Origin of the sequence: Alteribacter keqinensis (genome assembly GCF_003710255.1) — a bacterium.
In the GTDB taxonomy this organism is placed as follows: domain Bacteria; phylum Bacillota; class Bacilli; order Bacillales; family Salisediminibacteriaceae; genus Alteribacter; species Alteribacter keqinensis.
On the sequence record NZ_RHIB01000002.1, the window covers coordinates 586,377 to 611,324 of the forward strand.

A 24,948-nucleotide genomic window follows, 5' to 3' on the forward strand; every position below is an offset into this window, starting at 1 on the left:
CTCAGCCTTCAAAACACAGCAGCGGCTTCGCTCATCGCTTCGGAAAACGGGAAGGTTAAGTTCGACCTTCCCGTTTTCCTCTTACATTTTCTCGGGTGCGGATACGCCGATTAGGGAGAGTGCATTGGCTAGTGTAATACGGACTGACTCCATGAGCGCCAGGCGGGCTTTTGTGAGGTCTGCGTCGTCTTCGTTGATTACTTTTTCAGCGTTGTAGAAGCTGTGCAGTGCCTGGGCAAGGTCGAATACGTAATTGGCTACGCGGTGCGGTGCGCGTTTGTCTGCAGCGTCACTGACGACTTCAGGGAATTCGCCGACTTTTTTCAGGAGATCGAGTTCTTTTTCACTGCTTAAGCAAGTCAGGTCAACAGACGGATCGGCCTCAAATCCAGCGTCTTTTGCCTGTCTGATCATACTGCAAATGCGTGCATGGGCATACTGCACGTAGTAAACCGGGTTTTCGTTGGACTTGGAAACAGCCAGATCCATATCAAAATCCATGTGGGTGTCTGCTGCTCTCATAGCGAAGAAGTAGCGTGTGGCATCCGTGCCTACCTCTTCCATCAAGTCGCGCATGGTAACGGCTTTTCCAGTACGCTTACTCATTTTCACTCGTTCCCCGTCCTGGAACAGGTTTACCATTTGAATAATCTGTACACCAAGCTGGTCGCGGTCGTAGCCAAGAGCCTGAACCGCTGCTTTCATTCGGGGGATGTAGCCGTGGTGGTCAGCACCCCAGATGTTGATCAGTTCTTCAAAGCCACGGGCAAACTTGTCTTTGTGGTAGGAAATATCCGGTGTCAGATACGTATAGGATCCGTCACCTTTTACAAGAACACGGTCTTTATCGTCACCGTATTTTGTAGATTCGAACCAGAGGGCGCCGTCTTTTTCATACGTCTCTCCTTTTTCCTGAAGCTCTTCAAGAATGGCTTCCACTTTGCCTGTTGTGTAAAGAGATGTTTCAGAGTACCAGTTGTCAAAGTTGACCCGGAAACTTGCCAGATCCTCTTTTAATTTATCCAGCTCGCGCTTCAGACCGTATTCGCGGAAGAAATCAAGACGCTCTTCACGGGGAACATCTTGGAAACGGTCTCCGTACACTTCCACGATTTCTTTCGCAAAGCCGATAATATCCTGTCCCCGGTATCCGTCTTCTGGCATTTCGGCTTGTTCCCCAAGCTCCTCCAGGTAACGTGTTTCAAGACTTACAGCGAGGTTTTCTATCTGATTGCCGGCATCGTTGATGTAATATTCACGGGCAACATCATAGCCAGCCTTATCCAGGATATTGCAAAGAGAATCACCGACGGCAGCTCCCCGGGCATGGCCTAAGTGAAGGGTTCCTGTAGGGTTTGCGGATACAAACTCCACCTGGATGGACTTGTCCCCGCCAAAGTTCGTACGGCCGTAGTCGTCCCCTTTTTCAAGTACGGTACGGACCACATCGCTCAAATAGCTGTTATCCATGAAAAAGTTCATAAATCCCGGTCCTGCAATGTCGATCTTATTAACATGGGCGCGCTCTTTATTAAAGTTCGCAGCCATTTCCTCTGCGATCATCCGAGGTGCTTTCTTAGCCACCCGTGCAAGCTGCATGGCCATGTTTGTTGCATAGTCTCCGTGGGCCTTGTCCTTAGGCAGCTCAATGACCGGCTCTGGAATCTCCTCTTCCGAAGCGAGGCCTGCGCTGATTACCGACTGCTTAATTTCATCTTTTAATAGCTGTTTCATTTCCTCTACTTGGCTCATTGTCTTTCTTTGTCCTCCTTTAATGTCACGCGCATCTCATAATCCCCTGCAAATTCCCCTTGGAGTGTGAGGGCGTAGCTGAGCTGTATTTCCCCTTTGCTTGCTGACTCGTCCCACAAAAAACGGACGTTTTTTGTATCCGTGAGCATACGCATAGGGCCGTACGGGCTGTGGTACGTCCCTTCCGTTTCGACGCCGGTTACAAAGCGCTGGTTCATATTGACGGCTCCTTTTCGGATCACCGACATTTCCCCTTGCTGCACCTTTACGGTCTGCATCGTTTTATCAATGCCCTCTTCAGCAGGTTCTTCAAAACGAAGGTAGGTTACCTGCCCTTTGGACATGAGACGACCTGTTGCTTTGACCGTGTTCGTTTCCTTACGACCCTGGTCATTTATCTGTGTTTTCATATGAATATGGACTAGAAGTCCTTCCATTTCTGTCACCGAACTTTCGTTATATGTCTATCATTAACACTTTAAAAAAACCTTATAACTTAAGTATTATAGCTGATTTCACCCCTATTATTCAAGGTGCGGGGTTCTGGTAATCACCACTACGTTCTTTAAAATGACTTTTTCTTTCATGGCCCCTATATTGTGCAGGGAATGGATTTGGAAAATACAAGAGAGGATATTACACATTCCGGCATAATCATTGAGAGTGTTTAATTACAGTTAAGCTTGACTACCGTTAAAATTTGAAACTTTGAGAGGTTTTAACCGTAAAGAATAATTAACGAAGTATGGAAACTGTAACTTGGAGGAGTGAGTCGTCTTGAGAGCAGACCGTGATGTACAAAAAAGGACCGAGACAATGGATAAAATGAATACAAAAACATTAAAAGTGCTTGGTCTCGGCGGGATATTCTTCGTTATATTTATCATTTCCATGTATCAGATTGGATTAGACGGTATCGAGGTTATTAGTTCTGCCGTTTTCTTTTATCTTGGAATGTGGTTTTTAGTAAGTATGACCAACAACTATAGACAAAAAAGAAAACGATGGGTCGTGTATCTTGCCTGTGCTTTCTTTCTTTTGTATCAGATATTTGTCATTTTTGCCGGTCACTTTTCATCCTGGTAACCACACTGAAAGGCACGAAGAACAGTTCTTCGTGCCTTTTGCAATGTTTTGATGCGGGTATTTTCAGCTGGAGAGTGATTATTTTTTTGGCCAGCCTAAAATCATTTCGCGGATGAATTTGCTTGCAGCAATCGCTGTCTGGTCGGACGGATCATAAGGCGGTGACACCTCAACAAGGTCACAGCCGACCACGTTGATGCCGGAGTGGGCAATCGCCTGGATGGCTTCGAGAAGCTCCTTGGAGGAAATCCCTCCTGCTTCCGCCGTTCCCGTTCCCGGTGCAAATGCCGGGTCAAGCACGTCAATGTCAATGGTTACATAGACTGGGCGCCCTTTGAGGGTTGGCAGAACCTCTTTAAGAGGTGCAGCCACTTCAAACTTGCTCATGTGCATGCCGCTCTCTTTTGCATACTGAAACTCTTCACGCATACCCGAGCGGATCCCGAATGAGTATACGTTCTCCGGTCCGATCAGCTCACAGGTTTTTCTGATCGGAGTTGAATGGGAGAGCTCCTCCCCTTCGTACTCCTCACGAAGGTCCGCGTGGGCATCGATATGAATAACAGCAAGCTCATCATACTCTTTGTGCATAGCACGGATAATCGGCCACGTCACAAGATGCTCTCCGCCAATTCCGAGAGGGAATTTTCCGTCAGTGATCAGCTGCTCGGCATATTGCTCAATCATATCGAGACTTTTCGCTGCATTCCCGAACGGCAGCAACATGTCCCCTGCATCATGATACTTCACGTCTTCTAAATGACGATCCATATACGGACTGTACTCTTCAAGTCCGATGGATGCTTCACGGACACGGTTCGGCCCGAACCTTGAACCGGGACGGAAGCTCACAGTATAGTCCATCGGCATGCCAAAAATAACGATATTGCTCTCTTCGTAGGAACGGTCCCCCATAATGAATACACGACCGGAGTAGCCTTGGTCAAAAAACATGAAAAGGCCTCCTTATTTCAAGAGATCTTCCACGAATTTCGGCAGCACGAACGCTGCACGGTGGATATCTTTTGTGTAGTATTTTGTATCAAGCTCATGAAAACGGTCTTCCGCCACTTCAAGAGGATCGTGTTTCTTTGATCCGATCGTAAACGTCCAGAGTCCGCTTGGGTACGTTGGAATGTTCGCTGTGTAAAGACGGGTAATCGGGAACGTTTCTTTTACGTCACGGTAGGCGTTACGGATCAGGTCCTGGTGGAACCAAGGGTTGTCCGTCTGGGCTACAAACACGCCGTCTTCTTTAAGGGCTTTTGCGATTCCTTCATAAAACCCCTTTGTAAACAGGTTCACAGCAGGGCCAACAGGCTCGGTGGAATCGACCATGATCACGTCATAGTCTGCTTCACTTTTCGCAATGTGCATAAACCCATCGTCTACTTTTACCTCTACACGGGGATCTTCCAGTTTCCCGGCAATGGACGGCAGGAACTCTTTAGAGTACTCAATAACCTTTCCGTCGATTTCAACAAGGGTTGCTCTTTCCACTGACGGGTGCTTCAGAATCTCACGGATCACGCCGCCGTCACCGCCGCCCACAACAAGGACGTTTTTCGGATCCGGGTGGGTAAATAGCGGTACGTGTGCCACCATTTCATGGTAGACAAACTCGTCTTTTTCCGTTGTCATGACCATGCCGTCAAGAAGAAGCATGTTGCCAAACTCAGCGGTTTCCACCATGTCGAGCTGCTGGAAGTCTGTTTTTTCACTGTGATACGTCTTTTTAATGCGTGCTGTTATACCAAAATCTTTCGTCTGCTTTTCTGTAAACCAAATAGACAAAACTTTCACCTCTTTAAGTATGTGTGGATCTTATTTATTGATTTCACGCCGCGCCTTTTTTGTAAACATCTTTAACGTAACCAGGCACGCTGTAAAACTTGCACCGGACAGGCTTTGGGCGGTGGATGATGTTCTAATCTATTGAAGTATAGCCGATCCTTTTTGAAATGGGAATAGTTTTTGCGGAGTTTTTCGGAGGGTGGAGGATATCGGAGACGGGTGGTTGGGGGTTTTCCTGAAGAATCCGCTCTTTATCCTGACTAATGAAAAATAACCTGAACTATCAGCTGTTTTTCCTGACAAAAAACATATATCCTGAACAATCTTACTTTATCCTGAAAACTCCCTCCGCCGATCTTTTCCCCTTAAAACAACGTTTTATTTAATACAAACGATTATTCCTTACTCCGGTAAGCCAAAGATAACCCCCTATTCATCCATGCTTTTTCCTTAAAACACAGGCTCGATTCCTTACTGTAAATCCTGTTTCCTTAATCCACACTCCCTTTCCTCAAAAGTCCCCTGCTCCCTATGTATATCTCCCTCACCTTTGTGGAAAACTGTGGAAAGCACTCTTATATTTACCGCTAATGAGGTGAAAAGGGATGGAAATCAGAACAAGGACAGAGCAGCGCAAAAAAAGCAGGCCCCTGCGCCAGCTTATTCGATTATGGTTATTCTCTATGGTCAGTAAGCTGGTCGTTACCGCCATTCTCCTTGGCTACGTTTATCAGTTGGGGGCACCATCCCTTTCAGTTCCTGAAACAACGGTGATTTACTCCGCAGACGGTGAAGTCATCGGTGAGCAGCATGAAGGGCAGAACCGGCACTGGATCCCTCTTGAGGAGATGGGCGACAACATTCTTCTCGCCACAGTTGCGATTGAGGACAGGAAGTTTTATGATCATCACGGGTTTGATATGCTCAGAATCGCCAGAGCCGCGATGACAAACGTGACAGCCGGCTCAAAACTCCAGGGCGCGAGTACAATCACCCAGCAGTACGCCCGGAACCTGTATCTGACTCATGATAAAACGTGGGTGAGAAAGCTTAACGAAGCGATGTACGCTTTGAGGCTTGAGATGCATTATACGAAAGAAGAAATCCTTGAGGGTTATTTAAATACGATTTATTACGGACACGGTGCTTATGGCATCGAAGCCGCAGCCAACTTTTATTTCGGTAAGCCTGCTTCAGAACTTTCCGTCGCTGAAGCCGCCATGCTAGCAGGAATTCCAAAAGGACCGGGGCTTTACTCACCGCACAACAACCCCACCCAGGCAAGTGGGAGACAAGCCATTGTCCTAAAAGCCATGCTGGATACTGAAAGCATTACACAGGCAGAGTACGCCCGGGCTTCCGGGGAAGTTGTTAAACCGGAAGCGTTCAGTGACTTTCAGGGTAAAAGAACAGCCCCTTATTTTCAAGACGCTGTACAGACCTTTTTGGAAGAAGAGCTGGAAATGGACGCTGCTGCCATCCATTCTTCCGGTCTTGAAATCCACACGACCCTGGACCAGGAACAGCAGCGCCTCGCCGAGGACTGGATCGAAAAGGAAATGGCAGGACCCTATGATTTACAGGTCGCTTTTGTAGCAATGGATCCAAGGACCGGTTACGTGAAGGCCATGGTCGGGGGCCGGGATTATCAGGAAAGCTCCTTCAACCGGGCAACCCAGGCAAGAAGACAGGCCGGATCCACGATGAAGCCCCTTCTATATTATGCAGCGCTGGAGGAAGGCTTCAGACCAAATACGCAATTTAAAATTGAAGCAACGGATTTCGTATATGACGATGGACGAAAAACCTATTCGCCTAAAAACTTCAACGACCGTTACGCGGAAGACAACGTGACGATGATGCAGGCACTCGCTGTATCAGACAATATCTATGCGATGAAAACCCACTTCCTTCTAGGGTTCGACACGCTTGTAAATACCGTCAAGCGATTTGGCATTGAAAGTCCTGTCAGTCCGGTTCCTTCACTCGCGCTCGGAGCTGCCGATGTGAGTGTCATTGAGATGACTAACGCTTACAGCCCGTTTGCCAACGGAGGTTACGGAGTAAAACCGACCCTTGTGACCCGTGTTGTCGACCGGAATGGAAATGAGCTTTACCGGGCGGAGAACGAACCGTCCAGAGTCATCGATCCGGCTTACGCATTTTTAATGACCGATATGATGCATGGGATGTTTGAAATGGGGCTGAATGATCCACGTTCCGGTACTGCGGTAACCGGGCGCAGCCTGATTCATCTTCTGAACCGTCCTATCGCAGGAAAAAGCGGATCCACTACCCATGACAGCTGGATGATCGGCTATACGCCGCAGCTGCTGACAGGGGTATGGATAGGAAATGACAAACAGCTTAGCAACCTGCCATCATCCAATGAATGGGGACTGTATTCAAAACGAATCTGGGCCCAGTTCATGCGTGAAGCGCTGGAGGATGAGCTGATCCTGCCATTTGAGCAGCCGCCGAATGTTGTCGGAGTCGACATCAACCCATTGAACGGGAAGCTTGCCACAGATTCGTGCCCAATCCAGCGAACCTCCTATTTCCTTCAGGGAACAGAGCCGACAGAGTACTGCACGGATCACCAGGAAGGACGGGAGCCGGGTAAAAAAGCAGCAGAACCCGATGAAGAACCGTCAAGCTTCATCGACCGTTTCTTTAAGTGGTTTGATTAACGAGGTTTCAGAAAGGAAAATATTCACTTCTTTCACTAATCACTGTTTTCGTATAAATTGCTGCTTTTAGTCAATTCTCTTCACAATGGTAAGTCTAGATGAAGCCGAAGTGCCCTTCGCTTTCCGTGGCGGTGCCGGCAAACCTCCTCGAGCAAAAGCTCTGCGTGGTCTTCAGTAGAAGTGGTTCCTGCTTCTTCCTCTACAAGCTTATGCTTCGAAGTGTTTGCGTCGAAGCAACTCGAAGCAGATTCATGATGCCAACGCTCGTCACTGCCACAGGAGTCTCGAGCACTTCGGCTTCATTATTATTTTAAGTAAAAGCAACAATCTTTGTGAGAACAGACACCTATGCTTATTCACACTATTGCAAGAAGTGCATATGGGCTTTTTCAGCTGAATTATCTCTCTCCCATGATTTTCACAACGCATCGTAGTTGATGCGGCACTCCTGCAGAAGAACGAAGAGGCTTATAACCCTTCCGTGGAATACAAAGCGCATGAAGTCTGCATCTCCCCCTCTTTCTTAAGCATTGATTTGTGTACAAAAAAAGACAAGCGAAGGGTTGGCATTCCCTTCGCTTGTCTTTTTGTCTTAGTATATTGTGTGTGTCAGACACGTAAGTCTAAGTTTACAAACTTCGTGTGAAAATCGCAAGAGACATTTCTGACGTTTTAAGATTTGTTCACAAGACGTTCACATTTGCGGTTGCTTTTATTCAGCTCTAAGCCCTTCTTTCAATGCATCCGGTGAACGGTCCCAGACCTCTTTGTTATGCCCTTCTAGGAAACCAGCAAGCACGCTTTTTGATTTCTCATCCATATGATCAATGATGACGCGGCCTTTAAGTGAGCGGTCCATGTTGTTTACGTGCTCGGGAAGGCTCTTATATCCCCGGCGGATTTCACGGTCCACAGTAAGTTCACATGCAGTTACCCCATGGTAAAAAGGGCCGTCCCCCTTGTCTTCCACGGTTACCCAGACAAGCCAGTACGGCTTCCCGTTTGGTACCTGGTCTTTTTCACGAAGAAACTTAATCCCTTTCTCCACCGAGCTTCTTGCGTGGAGCGCCCCCATATCCACAAAGGCTTCTCCTTCCTGTACATCGATGAAAACCGGAGACATGTTGTTCAGGTTAAGGACCCCGGAACCGTAGCCTCCGTGTCCATCAGTAGAATCTGAACTCAATATATTAAAGCCCTGTCCGCGCTTTTTACCTTTATTATCATCAAACAAGTTTTTCATAATCATCCTCCATTCGAACGTCATTTCGTTTAGTTGTTTCCATATAAATTGTTGCTATCTTTTTTCCGAGATAATTGTTTAAGCCTTAGCTTTCCGTGGCCGTGCCGGCAAGCCTCCAATGCCACAGGAGTCTCGGACACTTCGGCTTCTTCATTACTTTTATAGAAGCAACAATGTTTACGAAAACAGCGTTTCGTTTAGTTTATCATATTCAATTTCAATCTTGCATGGCATTGGCGGTAAAAAACGTGACGAATGGCGTCATTCGGTTTAAAGTGAAATAAGAACGTCTATTAGTGTATTAAACGATCGACCTATCATGAGGAAGGATGGATGAACATTGCCATACGTTACAGTAAAAATGATTGAAGGCCGTACTGACGACCAAAAGCGTGAACTCGTAAAAAAGGTTACTGATGCTGTTTCAGAAACAACAGGGGCTCCCCGGGAGAAAGTCGCCGTGATTATTGAAGAAATGTCCCCGGCCAACTACGGAGTAAACGGTGAACGGATCAGCGATGTGATGCCATAACCCGATCTGCACAAAAAGACGACCCGCTGCGGTCGTCTTTGCGTTATTTATGATGCTGTTCAACTTCACGAAGTTCTTGTAAAGCAAGCTCAAGTGTTTCAATGTAAAACACTTCCGGGTCGTCATGATTTTCAAACTCTTCAATAAGCCACTGAAAGTTTTTCTCAAGCAGCTCAGTAGGAACGCCACGGCTTGTAAGAACAGTGTTCAGCCAGATCGCATAGTCTGTAAAGGTTGTTTTATTGTTAAGTTCGTGAGCTGTTTTTAAATAGTTAAAATGATGATGAATGTCATTCTTTGTATGCGTCCTGCCACGGTCACCAAACTTCTTAAGCATTTCCCCGTATTCTTCATAAAAACGGTCGGTCAGCTTTATGGCGATACGCTCTTCTTCTGCTTGGGAGATCACGTCGCCACCACCTTGTATTGATGAACCCGCGCTTTTACATTAGCCAGTTCTTTATCCGGATATTTCTTTTCCAGTTCATGTATCCGTTTGAAATCATCACTCCGGATCCAGTCGGTGTAATCCTTCTCTGTTTCCCACTCCATTTGTACAGTAAGCTCACCTGGTTTATGGCGGTTCTGAAGAAGCTTGAAGGAGATAAATCCTTTTGCTTCATCAACCAGCTTGGAGCGGTTTTGATAAAGTCCGATTACTTCATCTGATTTTTCTTCCGGAATCGTGACAACTGAGTGGACGATATACAAAAATAACACTCTCCTCTAAAAAGCAAACCGTTAGTTTACTTTTGTTTGGCGAAGAGCCTTGATATAACTGAAGGCCTCTTCTACTTCTTCTTCAGTGTAGTTTTGTTTCGCCTTGATTGTAAACACCTTTTGCTTAATTTCCTCATTGGATAAATCTTCAAAATAAAACATTGTGGATACAAGCTCCAGGAATCGGGAGCTTTTGCTGTTTAGATCGTCAAGCATTTCTTTAGGATCCGGAAACTCAAAGTCTGAGATTGTCAGAAACTCTTCTCCTTTTTCAGTCAGAGAGTAGCGAAACTGGTGATAGCTGCTTTTGTCTTCTTTCACCTCTGATATAAATCCGAGATCCCGCATTTCCTCCATACGGACAGACAGCTCCTCGGAGTAAGGTCCGTACATTCTGAAATGGTATTTTTCGTAAAAAGGAAGGTCGAGCTTCTTGACGATGTATACGATTTTCTGAAGTTTTTTACGCCCGACGATTTCGCCAGCCTGCTGAATAAGTGACAGCAGTTTTGCATGCTCGTTAAGCATGGTTATCCCCCCTGAGTCATAAGTAAAGTCTTAATTCTATTCTTTATCTCTTTATGTGTACTGTTGTCATCGAGAAAGTCTTTTGGAAAGTACAACTTGTGGTCGGTTCTCTTTTTACCCGAAATGGCCTCTACGACATCTGATTTACGGGACAATTCACGAAGCTCTCCTCCCGGCATAAGCAGGTGGATCGGCAGCCGTTCCTCATCTTCTCCCCCACGGTAAAAATCATAGGGAAGGTCTGAAGATGAGTCGATAACGAGATAGTAAGCCGGATCGATGCCTGCTTCTTTAAATAACTGAAGAAGCTCCGGCCAGATTTTCATCTGGGTGCTCGGATCGCATTCCACGTATTTAAACAGACGGCGATCCATAAACCTGTCGCACAAGTCCTTCAATATTGAATCGTCTTCTTCCTGCCACATCTGGAAATAATACATAATAACCGCTTCATCAAGCTTCAGGTAGTCTTCCAGCGTAATGCTCCCTGAGAAAAGGGAGATGAAATGACGGGGCTCGTCTTTAAATGAGTAGCCTTCTTCATAAAGGTGTTTGGCTCTATGCAGGATCTTACTCAAAATCACTTCAGCACTTCTTGTCACCGGATGGAAATAGACCTGCCAGTACATCTGGTAGCGGCTCATAATATAATCCTCCACCGCATGCATACCGCTGTACTTAAACACAGCCTGATCTTGTGTCGGTCTCATAACACGTAAAATCCGTTCCATGTCAAAGTGACCGTAACTCACACCAGTGTAAAAGGCATCCCGCTGAAGGTAATCCATACGATCGGCATCAATCTGGCTGGAAATAAGGCTGATCACGAGTTTATTGTCGTATGTTTTTCCGATCACATCTGCAACCTTTTGAGGAAAAGCATCGCTGATTGTTCTTAATACAGCATTGATTTCCGTCTGCCCGAGAATGATCTCACGGGTCCAGTGCTCATGATCGGTGTGGAACACTTTCTCGAAGGAGTGGGAAAATGGACCATGTCCTACGTCATGAAGAAGGGCGGCACTCAGACAGACAAGACGCTCTTCCGGGTCCCAGTTTTCTTTTTCCTCTATATTTTCCACCATACGGCGCATAATTTCATATACCCCAAGTGAGTGATTAAAACGCGTATGTTCTGCACCGTGAAACGTTACGTATGTCGTTCCAAGCTGTCTGACCCGGCGCAGACGCTGAAATTCTCTCGTTCCGATCAGCTTCCAGATTAATTCGTCCCGCACATGAATATAGCGGTGAACCGGATCTTTAAACACCTTTTCTTCACTTAATTTTTTAAATGGGCCGGTCATGAAAGGCTCCTTTCCTGCTCTGAGACCACTGAAAAAGTAAAAACAACTTTTTCAGTGCCTTTTATTTGAGTTGCAATGGCTCCATTCGGTTGCGCGCCTGTTACGAGAAACCCGCTCATACCAGGATTTTAAAAAATGCAACCGTTACGCTCATTGCTTAGAAGGCACCGGAAAAGTTATAGACCGAACTTTTTCGATGCCTTCCGCACTCCTGGGGCAGCTGTCATTCTGTGTTGTATATGTCTTCTGTACCGTTCAATTCCATGTTCTTATTATACTAAAGAACAATAGGAAAAAGGAACTTTTTGTCGATATTTGTGGAGGTTTTTACAGGAATTGTATGAGTTCAGAGCAATAGAAAGGAGGGCGCCTCCCGGAGGTGCTTTCCCCCGGTACCCCCTCCTCATCGGATGTACCTTTTATTTTTTCATTCGTTTTTGAACTTTATCAATCAGCTGCTCTTCGCTGAGACCGGCAACTGCCCTGTCGTTTACGAAGGTAAAGACTTTTTTCCGCCCCGGTCCGCAATAGGCCTGGCACCCTACTTTTATGTCAGCTTCGGGATCCAGTTCCTTTAACTTTGGAACGAGTGTCTGGATATTTGTGGCCTGACAATCGTCACAGATGCGAAATTCATTTGCCACTTTAACCACCACTTTATTTTCAATTTTTAGTTAAGGCTGTTTTGCCGCTATCGTGTATTTTACTATGCAGAGACAGGCGAATGCAACGGTAACCTTGTCCATTTTGTGATATAATTTAACCGTTTGATTAATGTATCTGAAGGAGAAAACCCAATGAGTATTTTACATAGAAACAGCTGGTACGTAATGGATGAATCCGTCACAGGTTTGAGCGAAAATCCGATGCACTCGTTTGCCATGGATGACACCCTCTGCCGTCTCGTGTCCACTGAAGCAGACTGGGGCATTGCACGGACATGGGTTCACGACCGGACCATCGTCCTCGGTATTCAGGACAGCCGGCTTCCCCATATTGACAAAGGGATTGATTTTTTACGTACAGAAGGTTTTGACGTAATCGTGCGAAATTCCGGCGGCCTTGCCGTTGTTCTTGATGAAGGCGTGCTGAATGTGAGCCTGATCTTTAAGGATGAGAAGCGCCTGAGTATTGACAGCGGCTATGAAGCAATGGTCGAATTTGTGCGGTACTGGTTCCGTGGCTGCGGGCTTGAGATTGTGGACGGAGAAATTGCGGAAAGTTACTGTCCGGGACGTTACGACCTGAGTGTCGGCGGACAGAAGTTCGCCGGAATTTCCCAGCGTAGGCTTCGCGGCGGTGTTGCTGTTCAGATTTATCTCGCTGTAACAGGGAGCGGCAGTGAACGGGCCGACCTCATCCGCCGCTTTTATGAGGTTGCTGCGGGCGGAGAAGAGTCGAAGTATACGTACCCCCGCATTGTGCCGGAACGGATGGCGTCCCTTGAGGAACTCACAGGGGAGCGGTTAAACGTAGACGGGCTTCTTCATTCGATGCTTCTTACGTTGAAGGAGTATTCAGATGAACTCGGCAACCTGAGCCTCGGCATGGAGCAGTGGGACGTCTATGAGGAGAACCTCGCGAGGATGGTTAAGAGAAATGAGAAATTGATGAAATAGCGCAGCCGCAGCCGCTTCGCCTGTTAGGGGCGGGGCGGTTATTACATTTACTTGGAGGGGGGCTGGGGGATTTTACGTTTAGTCTTTGGTTTTTTACACTTAGGAACACTCTTTTTACACTTAAGCACCATATTTTACGTTTAGCCCCTGCCTGCCCTTCCCAAGACAAAAACAGCCCCACCCGAGAAGGCACTGGAAAAAGTTCGGTCTTTAACTTTTTCCAGTGCCTTCTAAGCAATGAGCGTAACGATTGCATCATTAAAAAGCCTGTTACGAGTGGGTTTTTCGTAACAGGCGCGCAACCTAGTGGAGCCAATGCAACTCAAGTAAACGGCACTGAAAAAATTGTTTTGTACTTTTTCAGTGCCTTCCTATGAACAGATGAGACTGCATCAACCGTATTATTCAGAAAGTCCCTGCATGGCAGTGATTAAAGCGAGCTTGTAGACATCTTCTACGTTACAGCCGCGGGATAGATCGTTCACAGGTTTGTTAAGGCCCTGCAGGATCGGTCCGATCGCTTCGTAGTTACCGAGACGCTGGGCAATTTTGTAGCCGATGTTCCCTGCTTCAAGGCTTGGGAAAACAAACACGTTCGCTTCTCCATTCAACGGAGAGTCCGGAGCTTTTTTCGCTGCCACAGACGGAACAAAGGCTGCGTCAAACTGGAATTCGCCGTCCAGTGTCAATTCCGGCTCACGCTCTTTTGCGATTTGAGTCGCATCTACCACGCGCTCTGTCTCAGGGCTTTTCGCTGATCCTTTTGTTGAGAAGCTGAGCATCGCTACCTTTGGATCGATATCAAAGACCCGAGCTGTTTTCGCCGCTTCAATAGCAATCTCTGCAAGGTCGCTGCTGTCCGGGGCAATGTTAATCGCACAGTCACCGAAAATGTACTTCTCTTCGTTTTTCACCATTACAAACACGCCGGACGTCTTTTTCACGCCTTCTTTTGTTTTGATGATCTGAAGTGCCGGACGGACCGTGTCACCTGTTGAGTGGGCCGCACCACTGACCAGACCGTGTGCTTTGTCCAGGTAAACGAGCATGGTTCCGAAGTAGTTTGGAGACTTCAGAATCTGGCGTGCATCATCGTGGGACGCTTTTCCTTTACGACGCTCAACGAAAGCTTCGACTAGCTCTTCGAAGTGCTCGTACGTTTCCGGGTCGAAGATGTCAATTCCATCTACAGAAACCCCGATCTCACCTGCTTTTTTGGTAACTTCCTCTTTATTTCCAACCAGTACCGGCTTAAGAACCCCGTCTTTCTTTAGCCGCGCTGTTGCTTCAATAATACGCTCGTCCGTTCCTTCCGGGAAAACGATCGTCGGGTTGTGTGCCTTCACTTTTTCCAAAATGCCTCTAAATAAGTTGCTCACAATGATTCCTCCTTGTTTTCATACCTATTCTGACCTTTATCCATAAGGATACTCCTTTCGTTTTAAAAAATAAATTGTTGTGATCAATTCTTCACAAAGTTCTAATTTTCAGACATCCTTAGTTCTCTTTTACCCGTGCCACACTCATTTCATTCACCTATATGCCTTAACCGAACTTCCTAAATTTCACCTATTCATTGTTCCCTCCGAGAAACTTCAGTATAATGAATGAATAATCACTCATTTTCTCATTATTTTGACTATTAACCAAAAAAACAAGGAGGACTCTTATGGCCTGTGATGCTTTATTTCAGCCGCTTACGATCCGCAACCTTACACTGAAAAGCCGTGTCATGATGGGATCGATGCACGTAGGACTTGAAGGATTGGAAAATGGAATCGAAAAGCTGACGGAGTTTTACAAACTTCGCGCCCGCCACCATGTAGGATTAATTGTAACAGGCGGTGCCGCTGTGAACCGTGAAGGAAGCGGCGGTCTTGATTTTATGATGATTGACCACGAAGACGACATCGAACGCTGGAAGCCTCTGACGGCAGGTGTCCACGAAGAAGGAGGCCGGATCGCTCTTCAGCTTTTTCATGCAGGACGCTATGCGTACAAAATGATGATCGGGCAGGATCCGGTTGCCCCTTCTGCCATTCAGGCGCCGATTAACCCTGACCCTCCAGTGGCCCTTTCTGACGCCGATGTGGAAAGAACGATTAACGACTTCGCCCAGGGTGCACGCCGTGCCAAAGCAGCCGGCTTTGACGCTGTTGAAATTATGGGTTCGGAAGGCTACCTGATCAACCAGTTTACCTCCCCTGCTACAAATAAACGGACGGACCGATGGGGCGGGAGTTTTGAAAACCGCATCGCCTTCTCTCTGAAAATTACCGAAGCGGTACGGGAACAAGTGGGAGAAGACTTCCCGGTTATTTTCAGGATGTCAGGCCTTGATCTTGTGGACAACAGCACGACTGAAGAGGAAACACTCGCCTGGGCAAAAGCCATTGAAAAAGCCGGCGCCGACGTTTTAAACATCGGGATTGGGTGGCACGAATCGAGAGTGCCGACCATTTCCATGAAGGTACCCCGCCTGCAGTTCGTCCCTGTGGCTGAAAAAATTAAGGAAGCTGTCTCCATTCCAGTTGTGGCCAGCAACCGGATCAACGACCCCCGGGACGGAGCGAAACTTCTTGAAAAAGGCACCGTTGACCTGATTTCCATGGCTCGACCGTTCCTGGCAGACCCTAAGATCCTTACGAAGGCGCGGGAAGGCCGCCATGATGAGGTCAACACGTGTATTGCCTGTAATCAGGCGTGTCTTGACCATGTGTTTGAAGGGAAAACGGCTACGTGTCTCGTGAATCCTGAGGCAGGACGGGAAACGGAGCTTATATTGAAGCCGACTTCTAACCAGAAAAACATTCTCGTTGTCGGAGCAGGACCTGCTGGGCTTGAAGCAGCAAGGGTGGCCGCTGAGCGGGGTCATTCAGTCACCCTCGTGGATGAAAAAGAGGAAATAGGCGGGCAGCTGAACTACTCCAAGCGGATTCCAGGGAAAAAAGAGTTTTATGAAACCCTTCGCTACTTTGATGTACAGCTTCGTCTCCTGGGAGTTAATGTCGTGCTCGGACACCGCCTGACCGATCAGGACTCTCTTTTGCAAAAAGCAGACGAAGTGATCCTTGCTACAGGCATTACACCTAGAATACCGGAGATTCCAGGGGTGGATCGGGAAAACGTGGCCAGTTACCGGGACGTGTTCGATGGAAAAGCCACTGTCGGCAAAACGGCAGTAATTATCGGAGGCGGCGGAATTGCCTGTGATCTCGCCCTCTACTTGAAAAAGAAAGGTGTCGAATCGATTACCCTTCTCCAGCGGGGCAAAACCTTCGCCAGGGGAATCGGAAAAACGACCAGATGGACAACATTGATGGAACTTAAGCAGAATAAGGTTCAGATGATTGGCGGATTGGAGTACAAAGAGATTAACGAAAACGGTGTAGTCATCAGCACAGGCGGAAACGAGCAGACTGTACCGGCTGTTTCAGTTCTTTTAGCCAGCGGTCAGCTCGTCAATAACACCCTTGCGGAAACGATCGAATCGCAGGGAAAAACCGTTCACATCATCGGTGGCGCGAAGCACGCACTCGGACTTGATGCAAAAAAAGCGATTTACGACGGTACGCTCGTAGGACGGGCAATTTAACCTTTTGAAGGAGTGGAAACGACATGTCTTATCAAACATTAGCTTATGAAGTGGGTAACGGTGCAGGTACAATCACCCTGAACCGCCCCGAAGTAAAAAATGCGATCAATGAAAAAATGCACGAAGAATTGTTTGACTGCCTTCAGGAAGCGCGCTCTGATGAAAACGTGCGTGTCATCGTACTCCAGGGCACAAACGGTTCGTTTTCCAGTGGGGCCGACTTAAAAAGCATCCCGGTTGAGAAGCTGGAACATTTTGACCACGGGGAATATCTTGAACGTACGTATAATAAGCTTGTAAGACTTCTTGACGCCATAAACAAGCCGACCGTTGCCTACTTAAATGGAACAGCAGTCGGTGCCGGACTCAGCATCGCTCTTGCCTGTGATTTCAGAGTTGCGGAGCACGATGCGAAACTGGCCTTGAGCTTTATGAAAATCGGACTTGTTCCTGATGCGGGTGCCTCTTACTTTCTGCCGAGGCTGATCGGTTTGTCCAAAGCTCTTGAGCTCTCTCTCGGTGAATCAATTAGTGCTGAGGAAGCTTACAGAATTGGACTGATTCACCGGATCGGTAACCCGGATCAGCTTATGGAGACGCTGAAACAGGCGCCCCCGACTGCCTATTCCAATATGAAAAACAACATGAAGTGCGGGCTTCACCTGAGCCTTGACGATGTGCTGGAAGAAGAGCGTAAAGGCCAGCAGCAGGCCGGAAAGTCCGACGAACACCGCCAGGCCCTGCTTCATTTCTTAAAAGGGGTTAAGAAATAACCTTGTTGTTAATCCTTTCATGTAAAATCCAGACAAAGCCTGCGTGCCTTTCGCTTTCCGCGGTGGTGCTGGCAAGCCTCCTCGAGCTGGTGCTCTGCGGGGTTTTGCCTGGCCCCTACTACCGCATGAGTCTCAGGCACTCCTGCTTCGTGATCTCTTTTAGAAAAAAGCAGTTGGCGGAGAGTACTCCATCTGTCCATTGGCAAACTTGCTTCTGTCCAACAGCAAACCATAAACTAACAGCGTTTACAATAAGAAAAACCAGGCGGAACAGACCGTTTGGTTTTTCGTTTTTCTAATAGTATAATAAGAGTTGCGAAACTGTACATAGGAGTCGGGGTTCTCCCCTTCTCTCACGTTATCGATTTATAAAAAGATTGGAGTGTTTTGAATGAGTGAAGCCGCTAAAACGTTAGATGGTTGGTACGTTCTCCACGATTTCCGTACGATGGACTGGGCTTCTTGGAAGAAGCTTGAGTCTGAAGAGCGCGAAAGCATCATTGCCGAGTTCCGTCACCTGCTGGATAAATGGGCAACAACCCAGGAAAAATTTAATGGAAGCCATGCTCTTTACAGCATCGTCGGACAGAAAGCCGATTTCATGATGATGCTTCTTCGTCCGACAATGGATGAGCTTAACGAGCTGGAAACAGCGTTTAATAAAACACGTCTTGCAGAATACACGATTCCGATGTATTCCTACGTATCCGTTGTGGAACTGAGCAACTACCTTCCGCCGGATGTGGACCCTGAAACAGACCCTGAAATTCAGGCCCGCTTAAAGCCAATCCTCCCGCGCTGGCAGTATGCCTGCTTCTATCCAATGGACAAGCGCCGCGACGGTGAAGACAACTGGTACATGCTGCCGATGGAAGACCGTAAAGCGATGATGCGCAGTCACGGCATGATCGGCCGCAAGTATGCAGGAAAAGTACGCCAGATCATCTCCGGCTCTGTCGGTTTTGACGACTGGGAGTGGGGCGTAACGCTGTTTGCTCATGACGTATTGGAATTTAAAAAGCTTGTTTATGAAATGCGTTTCGATGAGGTTAGTGCCCGTTACGGAGAATTCGGTTCTTTCTACGTGGGAACTTACCTTGATGAAGACTCCCTTTCCAAGTTTCTTTATATCTGAATTTAAGATGAAGGCGGCCGGTTCACGGCCGCCTTTTTTTGCGGCGGGAGGTATTATTGGGGCGGTTTTGTCGTTCAGTTTCACCAGATTTTTTTTACTTTTCCGCATTTATTCTTTACTTTTACCGCTTTATTTTTCATTTCCATACATTTATTTTTCACTCCGCTCTCCCTCCTCTCCCATTCATACCTGCAGCACCTCCCACATAGGATATAGGAGCGCACGTGCGCACAGCGAAGGAGGTCGAATACAATGGCAGTGATCAATGCATCGGAGAGCGATGTGGCACTCCTCGCCCGGCTGTTAAGGGCTGAAGCTGAAGGGGAAGGCGAAATTGGCATGATGAAAGCCGGAAGCGTCATGGTCAACCGGGTAAGAGTACGGTGTCTGGATTTTGAGGATATAAATACAGTTGAGCGAATGGTTTATCAGTCTCCCGGCGGATTTGAAGCGACTCAAAAGGGGTATTTCTACCAGCGGGCAAGAGAACGGGATAAGCGCCTTGCACGCCGGCTCATTCAGGGCGAACGAACAGGAATTGCCGAGCACGCCTTATGGTTTTTCCGGCCGCCCGGTGACTGTCCTCCGCAGTGGTGGGGCCAGCCGAACACAGGCCGTTTCAAACTTCATTGCTTTTACCGGCCGGAATACGTTGATTGTAAAGAAGTATATGATGTCTATTAAAACGACCCTTACCCGGTCGTTTTTTTATGGAAAAAACAAATGAGCATAGGCTTACACCTTGTTTCATAGTATTAAAATAGCGCAGGAGCGCCGGCTTTTATATTTAACTTTCCCGAACGAAATCTTCGCATCTGAGAGTTAGCAGCGTCAGGGGGTGAATGGAACGGCAGAAGTTTCTGCTAATTCCGGTAAATAAGAAGCTTCTTGCTTTTGTAAGAGATTATGGGTGAAGGCCACAGGTCCAGTCAGAAACAACCTTGCGTAATAGAGGCATTACGCCGCTTCTTATTGATGATTCTGTCTGCTCTGATGACTTGCGAAATTCTTAAAAGGACGTGATCGTATGTATCAACAGTACCCACAATTTGGTCAAAATGCGTTCCGGGCTCCGGGTCAGGGAATGGGCTTTAATCAGCAAAACGGAATGAATGGCATGAACGGAAACGGTCAGCAGCAGTTTCTCCCGGGCACACCGGAACCTCCTCAGCCTGCATTTGCCGGCGGTCAGCAACAGCAACAGTCAGGCGGACCATTCGGCATATCAGCGCAAATGCCCGGCATGCTTCCGATTGAACAGTCCTACATTGAGAATATCCTCCGTTTAAACCGTGGAAAAATCGGTACGTTTTACATGACATATGAGTTAAACGAGAAGTGGAATGCGAAGATTTTTAAAGGGGTTATTGAAGCTGCGGGGCGTGACCACATTATTATCAGTGACCCGCAGACTGACAAACGCTTCCTGCTTCTGATGGTCAACCTTGATTACGTGACGTTCGATGAGCCTCTTGAGTACGATTATCCGTTTGACAACGGGCCGGACCTGGCGACATTTGCTCCGAGATAGTACTTTGCTCTTCAAAATAACGGCTCCCAAAGTGTAATGCCGCCTTGGGAGCCGTTATTTTTTATCCTGAATGATTTAAAGCTGCGATAAAAATCAGTGTCCATCCTACCAGAAATGCAACGCCGCCGATCGGGGTAATGGCGCCCAGTACGCGGATACCGGTTAGACTCATGACGTACAAGCTTCCGGAAAAAAGAATGATCCCGATAAAGAAGGCCCATCCCGCACCGTGAAGAAGTCCTGTAGAAGACAAGTGTTTCGTCAGAATCGCCACTGCGATAATCGCCAGTGCATGGATCATATGATATTGAACACCTGTTTCAAATGTCTTCATATAGCCCGTAGCCTCAAGCTTATCTTTTAAGGCATGGGCACCAAAAGCCCCAAGCGCTACAAACAAAAACGAGCTGATACTTCCGAGCAGTAAAAATAACTTCATGTGAGTGTTTCTCCTTTCGATCCTGTTCAATGTCAGAATATCACACTCGTGTCAGAAAGGGAAAATGCGGTTTGAACCATTACCGGTTCTGGGCAAAAATACGCAGACAGTTTTCCATCCGCTCTGCTTCTTCATGACTGGGTGTAATGACAACAACGTGATCCCCGTTCACTTCCATATTCACATGACGGAACCCCTGCTGGTGAAGGAAGTCTTTTACTGAGGACGCGTGTTCCTTCTCTGTATAAAGGGTATGGTCCCCTACATAATGATTGTTCACATACATCTCATAACGGTCTTCTGTGAGCTTTCCGTCATACTGCTCCCCCTCAAATACCCTGAAATAAAGAGGCAGTCCTGAATTACCTGTGTTGTAGATCATAGTGTGGTACTCCTTTGCAACGTTATATTAACAAAGTTCCCCAGTTTCCTGTGAAACCATTCGAGAAGACACACTTTTTTATAATAAGGCTGCCATGAAAAAGAAATTAGAAGAATGTTATAACCCTTCATTGATATTCAGCTTCGTTGAACGGAATACACTCCCTTTCCGCGGACTCGCGACGAGCTTCCCCGGGGCTTTGTCTCTGCATGGTCTCGTCTGTCTCGCGCTTCCGCAGGAGTCTTGCGTATTCCGTTCAACTACGATGCGCTGTGCTGTATAAATCAGAGGAACAGGGAAACTCAGCCCAAAAACCCGCAGAAAGGGAGTGCAATGTGCTAAATCAACACCTGATTTTAACAGAGCTTATAAAATAAAATGAGTATCCCTCTGAGTCAGTAAATTTCTTTTATTAAAAATGGAAGTGTGATAATCCTTTTAGTATCATGCGCAGCTGAACGCCAGCAGCGAGACTCCTGCGACAGTGACGAGCGTTAACATCATGAGTCCTCTGCGAGTTGCTTCGACGCAGATCACTTCGAAGCGTTACTTGTAGAGGAAGAAGCAGGGTTCATTCTCCTCACCGGCGAGCGGATGGCGTTCAGCAGAGCTCAGATAAACTGACGTAAGGGTATACTCATTAAAAATAATATTCAAGGCAGAAAGGATGACGTCATGATCATTAGCGTACGGAACTACACCCTGGCTGATTATGAAGCTTTACTTACAATCCAGAAAGAAGCCTTCCCTCCCCCTTTCCCTGAAGAATTGTGGTGGAGTAAAGACCAGATCCGCTCCCATATTGAGACCTTTCCTGAGGGTGCCATGATTGCAGAGATTGACGGGGAACCTGCCGGATCTGCCACGGCCCTCATGATTTTGTTTGACGGGAAACCTCATACGTGGGATGAAGTGGCGGATGAAGGCTATATTGCACGGTCCCATAACCGTAAAGGAGACTCCCTCTACGGCATTGATGTGTGCGTCAGGCCTGAGTTTCGTGGAAAAGGCGTTGCCAAAGCTTTGTACGAGGCCAGGAAGTCACTGGTAGAAAAGCTGAAGCTGACTCGCTTTATAGCAGGTTGCAGAATTCCGGGCTACCACAAGCATGCAGACCGCCTCTCCCCCCAGGACTATATGATGGAAGTAAGGAACGGACGAATCGACGACCTGGTCCTTTCTTTCATGATCCGGCAGGGAATGACACCTGTTCAAGTGATGGAAAACTATCTGGACGATGAGGAATCGAAAGACTGTGCAGTGATTGTGGAGTGGAAAAGAAGGCAGTCATGATACCGGAAATAAATACAAAACAGCCTGGCACGGGGTCATTTCCGTACCAGGCTGAAAAAATGCCGGCTCTAAAAATCAAATAAGCTGTCGCTGTCAGGCTTGTCATCATCGTCGTAAGCCGAGCGCTTTGGCTGGCGGGGTGCAGATGACTTATCATCATCGAGATCCCCCATCATCCGCTGCCTTTCAAGGATATCCATAGCTGATGCATCGCTCTTCGCTGCCTCAGAGGAAGATTCCGTTGCCAGCAGCAGATCACAGTAGGTTCTGAGCGCCGTGACGTGCTCTCGGATGTCCGCTGACGAACCCGTATTAATATGCTTTCGCACCTGGCCCAGTTCCTGCTCCATCTTTGCTACTACGGTCTTTGCTGAAATGTTCATGGTGTATCCCTCCTCTTTTGAACAGTTTCGTACGTTTAGCATAGCTTTATTTTTCGGTCAAATCAATAAACGTCTCTACGTCTTTTGCTACAAGATCAATCGCACTTTGCCAGAATTCAGGCTTTGTAAGGTCTGCGTCCAGGTGTTTTTGAGCGAGGTCCTCAACCTGCATACGGCCGGTGTCACGAAGAAGCTCAATGTAACGCTCCTCAAACGCCGTTCCTTCTTCCTCTGCTTTCGCGTAAATCCCCATACTGAAAAGATAACCGAATGTATACGGAAAGTTATAAAACGGAACGCCCGTAATGTGAAAGTGAAGTTTTGAAGCCCAGAAATGCGGTGAATAAGAGCCCAGTTCATCACAGTATGCTTCTTTTTGGGCTTCCAGCATCAGCTCATTTAACCGGTGTACACTGACTAGTCCTTTTTTTCGCTCCTCATAAAACTTTGTCTCAAACAGGAACCTGGAGTGAATGTTCATAAAGAACGCAATAGCCCGGTTCAGTTTATCATCAAGAAGCTGCACTTTCGCCTCTTCTGTCGCAGCCTGCTTCACCGTGGCATCGGCTACGATCATTTCAGCAAAGGTCGAAGCTGTCTCAGCCACGTTCATGGCATAGCGCTGCGCCATCTGCGGAAGGTCGTTCATGACATGCTGGTGATACGCATGTCCCAGCTCATGGGCGAGGGTTGCGACATTTGAAGCAGATCCGTCATAGGTCATAAAAATACGTGACTGCTCTTTTACAGGGAAGCTCGTACAGAATCCTCCCGGCCGCTTGCCGGGGCGGCTTTCTGCTTCGATCCACCGCTTAGAAAAAGCTTTCTCTGCAAATTGGGCCATCTTGGGGCTGAATGATTCAAACTGCTGGACGATCATATTCGCTGCATCGTCATAGGACACTTCTTCCACTTCACTCGTAAGAGGAGCTCCCACATCAGTCCAGTCCAGTTTTTCAAGACCGAGGAGTTCCGCTTTGCGCTTCAGGTATTTAGTAAAGACCGGCTTGTTATCTTCGATTGTCTTCCACATCACATCCAGCGTCTTTTGCTGCATACGGTTAATATCCATCGGCTCTTTCAGGACATGATCCCATCCCCGGGCTTCGTACGTTTGAAGCCGGAAGCCACCGAGATGATTGAGGGTATTGGCAAACAATTCCGCTTCGTCTCCCCAGGCTTTTTCCCACTGTTCTGCTACATGCTGTCTCGTATTCCGGTCTTTACTCGTCATTTTGTTTGCTGCCTGGCCGACAGAAAGAGACTTTGTTTCACCGTCTTCTTCTACTTCAACGCTCATCCGCCCGACAATCGTATTGTACATATCCCCCCATGCATGGTAACCGTCTACAGACAGGGACTGCATGAGCTTTTCTTTTTCAGCAGGGAGTTTGTCGTTCGCGAGGCGGCGACGCTCCTCAAGATTATATGTAAGTGGTTTTACTTCATCCAGGTTTACGAGGCTTTCCCAAAGGTCATCAGAAAGACCAAGGAGAAGCTCATCAAGAGATGTCATAAAAGAAGAATACGAGGATGAAAGCTGCTTTACGCGCCCCGTAAGTAATTTTGCCGGTTCGTCTTTCGTATTCTGTGCTGTCAGGCAGCTTACAAATGCCCCCGACTCCCGGACGCGCTTTGAAATTTCCTGGGCGCGCACCAGAACGTGAACGATACCGAAAAGTTCCTCTTCTGTTTCAGGTACACTTCTGTTGCTTAAATCCTTCTGAAACTGTGAAATATCCTCTTCAAGTGTCGAAAGGAAGGATTGAAATTTATCAGACTCGCTTCCTCCTGGAAAAATCGTCTCCAAATCCCAAACCTGACTCATCTGTTTCATCTTGCTATCCCCTTTCTTGTCTCTGCTTGTATAAAAGATTGTTGGTTTTAGAAAAATACATGACTCATGGATTATGTGGATGCTGCCTGCATGCCCTTCGTTTTCCGCAGAGGTAGCGGTGGGCCTCCTCACGCTTCGCACTGTGGGGTCTCCCCCGGCCCACCACTTCTGCAGGAGTCTCGGGCATTCCGGCTTCATCCTCTTTCATCCAAGAGTAACATATACCTAATCAGCTTTTTTTCGTTGCTTGATACAAAAATTGAAGCACTTAGGAGCAGCATGCCCTTCGGTTTCCTGAGATGTGCTCCT

Annotated in this window: 25 protein-coding genes; 10 read left to right on the top strand and 15 right to left on the bottom strand. The window is 47.3% G+C overall.

Translation table 11 applies throughout. From position 1 onward, the window contains the following. Positions 1-81: 81 nt before the first annotated feature. Positions 82-1,752 (bottom strand): arginine--tRNA ligase, encoded by a 1,671-nt coding sequence (gene argS / locus EBO34_RS14245; protein ID WP_122899679.1) that lies wholly within the window; start codon positions 1,750-1,752, stop codon positions 82-84. Then, positions 1,749-2,189: a YwiB family protein gene (locus tag EBO34_RS14250; protein WP_122899681.1), complete on the bottom strand. Its 441-nt coding sequence runs from the start codon at positions 2,187-2,189 to the stop codon at positions 1,749-1,751. Before EBO34_RS14250 ends, argS begins: the two co-directional genes overlap by 4 nt. Positions 2,190-2,529: 340 nt before the next feature. On the opposite strand from EBO34_RS14250, the gene EBO34_RS14255 reads away from it, so the two are divergent. Further along, positions 2,530-2,838: a hypothetical protein gene (locus EBO34_RS14255; RefSeq protein ID WP_122899683.1), complete on the top strand. Its 309-nt coding sequence runs from the start codon at positions 2,530-2,532 to the stop codon at positions 2,836-2,838. 78 nt (positions 2,839-2,916) lie between these two features. Here EBO34_RS14255 and speB read toward each other — a convergent pair whose 3' ends face one another. Together speB and speE are read right to left on the bottom strand one after the other, a co-directional pair. Then, positions 2,917-3,792, bottom strand: coding sequence for an agmatinase (gene speB / locus EBO34_RS14260; RefSeq protein ID WP_122899685.1), 876 nt, complete (start codon positions 3,790-3,792; stop codon positions 2,917-2,919). Positions 3,793-3,804: 12 nt separating this feature from the next. Next, positions 3,805-4,632 (bottom strand): spermidine synthase, encoded by an 828-nt coding sequence (gene speE, locus EBO34_RS14265; protein WP_122899687.1) that lies wholly within the window; start codon positions 4,630-4,632, stop codon positions 3,805-3,807. 605 nt (positions 4,633-5,237) lie between these two features. Between speE and EBO34_RS14270 the strand changes: the two genes are divergently transcribed. Continuing rightward, the gene (locus EBO34_RS14270; protein ID WP_122899689.1) at positions 5,238-7,322 is read left to right on the top strand and encodes a transglycosylase domain-containing protein; all 2,085 of its coding nucleotides are present in this window, start codon (positions 5,238-5,240) and stop codon (positions 7,320-7,322) included. A 712-nt stretch (positions 7,323-8,034) separates the two neighbouring features. Here the strand turns inward: EBO34_RS14270 and EBO34_RS14275 are convergent. Further along, on the bottom strand, positions 8,035-8,565 hold the full coding sequence (locus tag EBO34_RS14275; protein ID WP_122899691.1) for a YwhD family protein: 531 nt from the start codon (positions 8,563-8,565) through the stop codon (positions 8,035-8,037). A gap of 340 nt (positions 8,566-8,905) precedes the next feature. On the opposite strand from EBO34_RS14275, the gene thmT reads away from it, so the two are divergent. After that, positions 8,906-9,097, top strand: a complete 192-nt coding sequence (gene thmT, locus EBO34_RS14280) for a 2-hydroxymuconate tautomerase (protein ID WP_122899693.1) — start codon at positions 8,906-8,908, stop codon at positions 9,095-9,097. Between the two features lie 43 nt (positions 9,098-9,140). Here the strand turns inward: thmT and EBO34_RS14285 are convergent, their stop codons facing one another. The 5 genes from EBO34_RS14285 to EBO34_RS14305 form a co-directional block, all read right to left on the bottom strand. Further along, entirely contained in the window at positions 9,141-9,506 is a 366-nt protein-coding gene (locus EBO34_RS14285) for a hypothetical protein (RefSeq protein WP_122899695.1), read from the bottom strand. After that, on the bottom strand, positions 9,503-9,808 hold the full coding sequence (locus EBO34_RS14290; protein ID WP_122899697.1) for an antibiotic biosynthesis monooxygenase family protein: 306 nt from the start codon (positions 9,806-9,808) through the stop codon (positions 9,503-9,505). Before EBO34_RS14290 ends, EBO34_RS14285 begins: the two co-directional genes overlap by 4 nt. Positions 9,809-9,838: 30 nt before the next feature. After that, positions 9,839-10,345, bottom strand: coding sequence for a YwgA family protein (locus tag EBO34_RS14295; RefSeq protein ID WP_122899699.1), 507 nt, complete (start codon positions 10,343-10,345; stop codon positions 9,839-9,841). 2 nt (positions 10,346-10,347) lie between these two features. Then, positions 10,348-11,652, bottom strand: coding sequence for an HD domain-containing protein (locus EBO34_RS14300; protein WP_122899701.1), 1,305 nt, complete (start codon positions 11,650-11,652; stop codon positions 10,348-10,350). A 419-nt stretch (positions 11,653-12,071) separates the two neighbouring features. Then, the gene (locus EBO34_RS14305; RefSeq protein ID WP_122899703.1) at positions 12,072-12,296 is read right to left on the bottom strand and encodes a YuzB family protein; all 225 of its coding nucleotides are present in this window, start codon (positions 12,294-12,296) and stop codon (positions 12,072-12,074) included. 153 nt (positions 12,297-12,449) lie between these two features. On the opposite strand from EBO34_RS14305, the gene EBO34_RS14310 reads away from it, so the two are divergent. Next, entirely contained in the window at positions 12,450-13,271 is an 822-nt protein-coding gene (locus tag EBO34_RS14310) for a lipoate--protein ligase family protein (protein WP_122899705.1), read from the top strand. A 401-nt stretch (positions 13,272-13,672) separates the two neighbouring features. On the opposite strand, the gene pta is transcribed toward EBO34_RS14310, so the two are convergent. Further along, entirely contained in the window at positions 13,673-14,650 is a 978-nt protein-coding gene (gene pta, locus EBO34_RS14315) for a phosphate acetyltransferase (protein ID WP_122899707.1), read from the bottom strand. Between the two features lie 290 nt (positions 14,651-14,940). Between pta and EBO34_RS14320 the strand changes: the two genes are divergently transcribed. The 5 genes from EBO34_RS14320 (at position 14,941) to gerQ (ending at position 20,305) form a co-directional block, all read left to right on the top strand. Further along, a complete protein-coding gene (locus EBO34_RS14320; protein WP_122899709.1) occupies positions 14,941-16,866 on the top strand; it encodes an oxidoreductase in 1,926 nt (641 codons plus the stop codon). 23 nt (positions 16,867-16,889) lie between these two features. Beyond that, positions 16,890-17,639: an enoyl-CoA hydratase/isomerase family protein gene (locus EBO34_RS14325; protein WP_122899711.1), complete on the top strand. Its 750-nt coding sequence runs from the start codon at positions 16,890-16,892 to the stop codon at positions 17,637-17,639. A 391-nt stretch (positions 17,640-18,030) separates the two neighbouring features. Further along, entirely contained in the window at positions 18,031-18,774 is a 744-nt protein-coding gene (hemQ, locus tag EBO34_RS14330; RefSeq protein WP_122899713.1) for a hydrogen peroxide-dependent heme synthase, read from the top strand. 252 nt (positions 18,775-19,026) lie between these two features. Beyond that, positions 19,027-19,458, top strand: a complete 432-nt coding sequence (locus tag EBO34_RS14335) for a cell wall hydrolase (protein WP_122899715.1) — start codon at positions 19,027-19,029, stop codon at positions 19,456-19,458. A 343-nt stretch (positions 19,459-19,801) separates the two neighbouring features. Beyond that, positions 19,802-20,305, top strand: coding sequence for a spore coat protein GerQ (gene gerQ / locus EBO34_RS14340; RefSeq protein ID WP_122899716.1), 504 nt, complete (start codon positions 19,802-19,804; stop codon positions 20,303-20,305). Between the two features lie 61 nt (positions 20,306-20,366). Here the strand turns inward: gerQ and EBO34_RS14345 are convergent, their stop codons facing one another. Further along, positions 20,367-20,744 carry a DUF423 domain-containing protein gene (locus EBO34_RS14345; protein WP_122899718.1) on the bottom strand — a complete coding sequence of 126 codons (378 nt, stop codon included), beginning with the start codon at positions 20,742-20,744 and terminating at the stop codon, positions 20,367-20,369. Positions 20,745-20,823: 79 nt separating this feature from the next. Next, positions 20,824-21,126, bottom strand: a complete 303-nt coding sequence (locus EBO34_RS14350; RefSeq protein WP_122899720.1) for a hypothetical protein — start codon at positions 21,124-21,126, stop codon at positions 20,824-20,826. Positions 21,127-21,801: 675 nt separating this feature from the next. Between EBO34_RS14350 and EBO34_RS14355 the strand changes: the two genes are divergently transcribed. Beyond that, positions 21,802-22,419: a GNAT family N-acetyltransferase gene (locus EBO34_RS14355; RefSeq protein WP_122899721.1), complete on the top strand. Its 618-nt coding sequence runs from the start codon at positions 21,802-21,804 to the stop codon at positions 22,417-22,419. A 68-nt stretch (positions 22,420-22,487) separates the two neighbouring features. Here EBO34_RS14355 and EBO34_RS14360 read toward each other — a convergent pair whose 3' ends face one another. After that, a complete protein-coding gene (locus EBO34_RS14360; protein ID WP_122899722.1) occupies positions 22,488-22,802 on the bottom strand; it encodes a DUF5327 family protein in 315 nt (104 codons plus the stop codon). Between the two features lie 46 nt (positions 22,803-22,848). After that, the gene (locus tag EBO34_RS14365; RefSeq protein ID WP_122899723.1) at positions 22,849-24,639 is read right to left on the bottom strand and encodes a M3 family oligoendopeptidase; all 1,791 of its coding nucleotides are present in this window, start codon (positions 24,637-24,639) and stop codon (positions 22,849-22,851) included. Positions 24,640-24,948 lie beyond the last annotated feature (309 nt).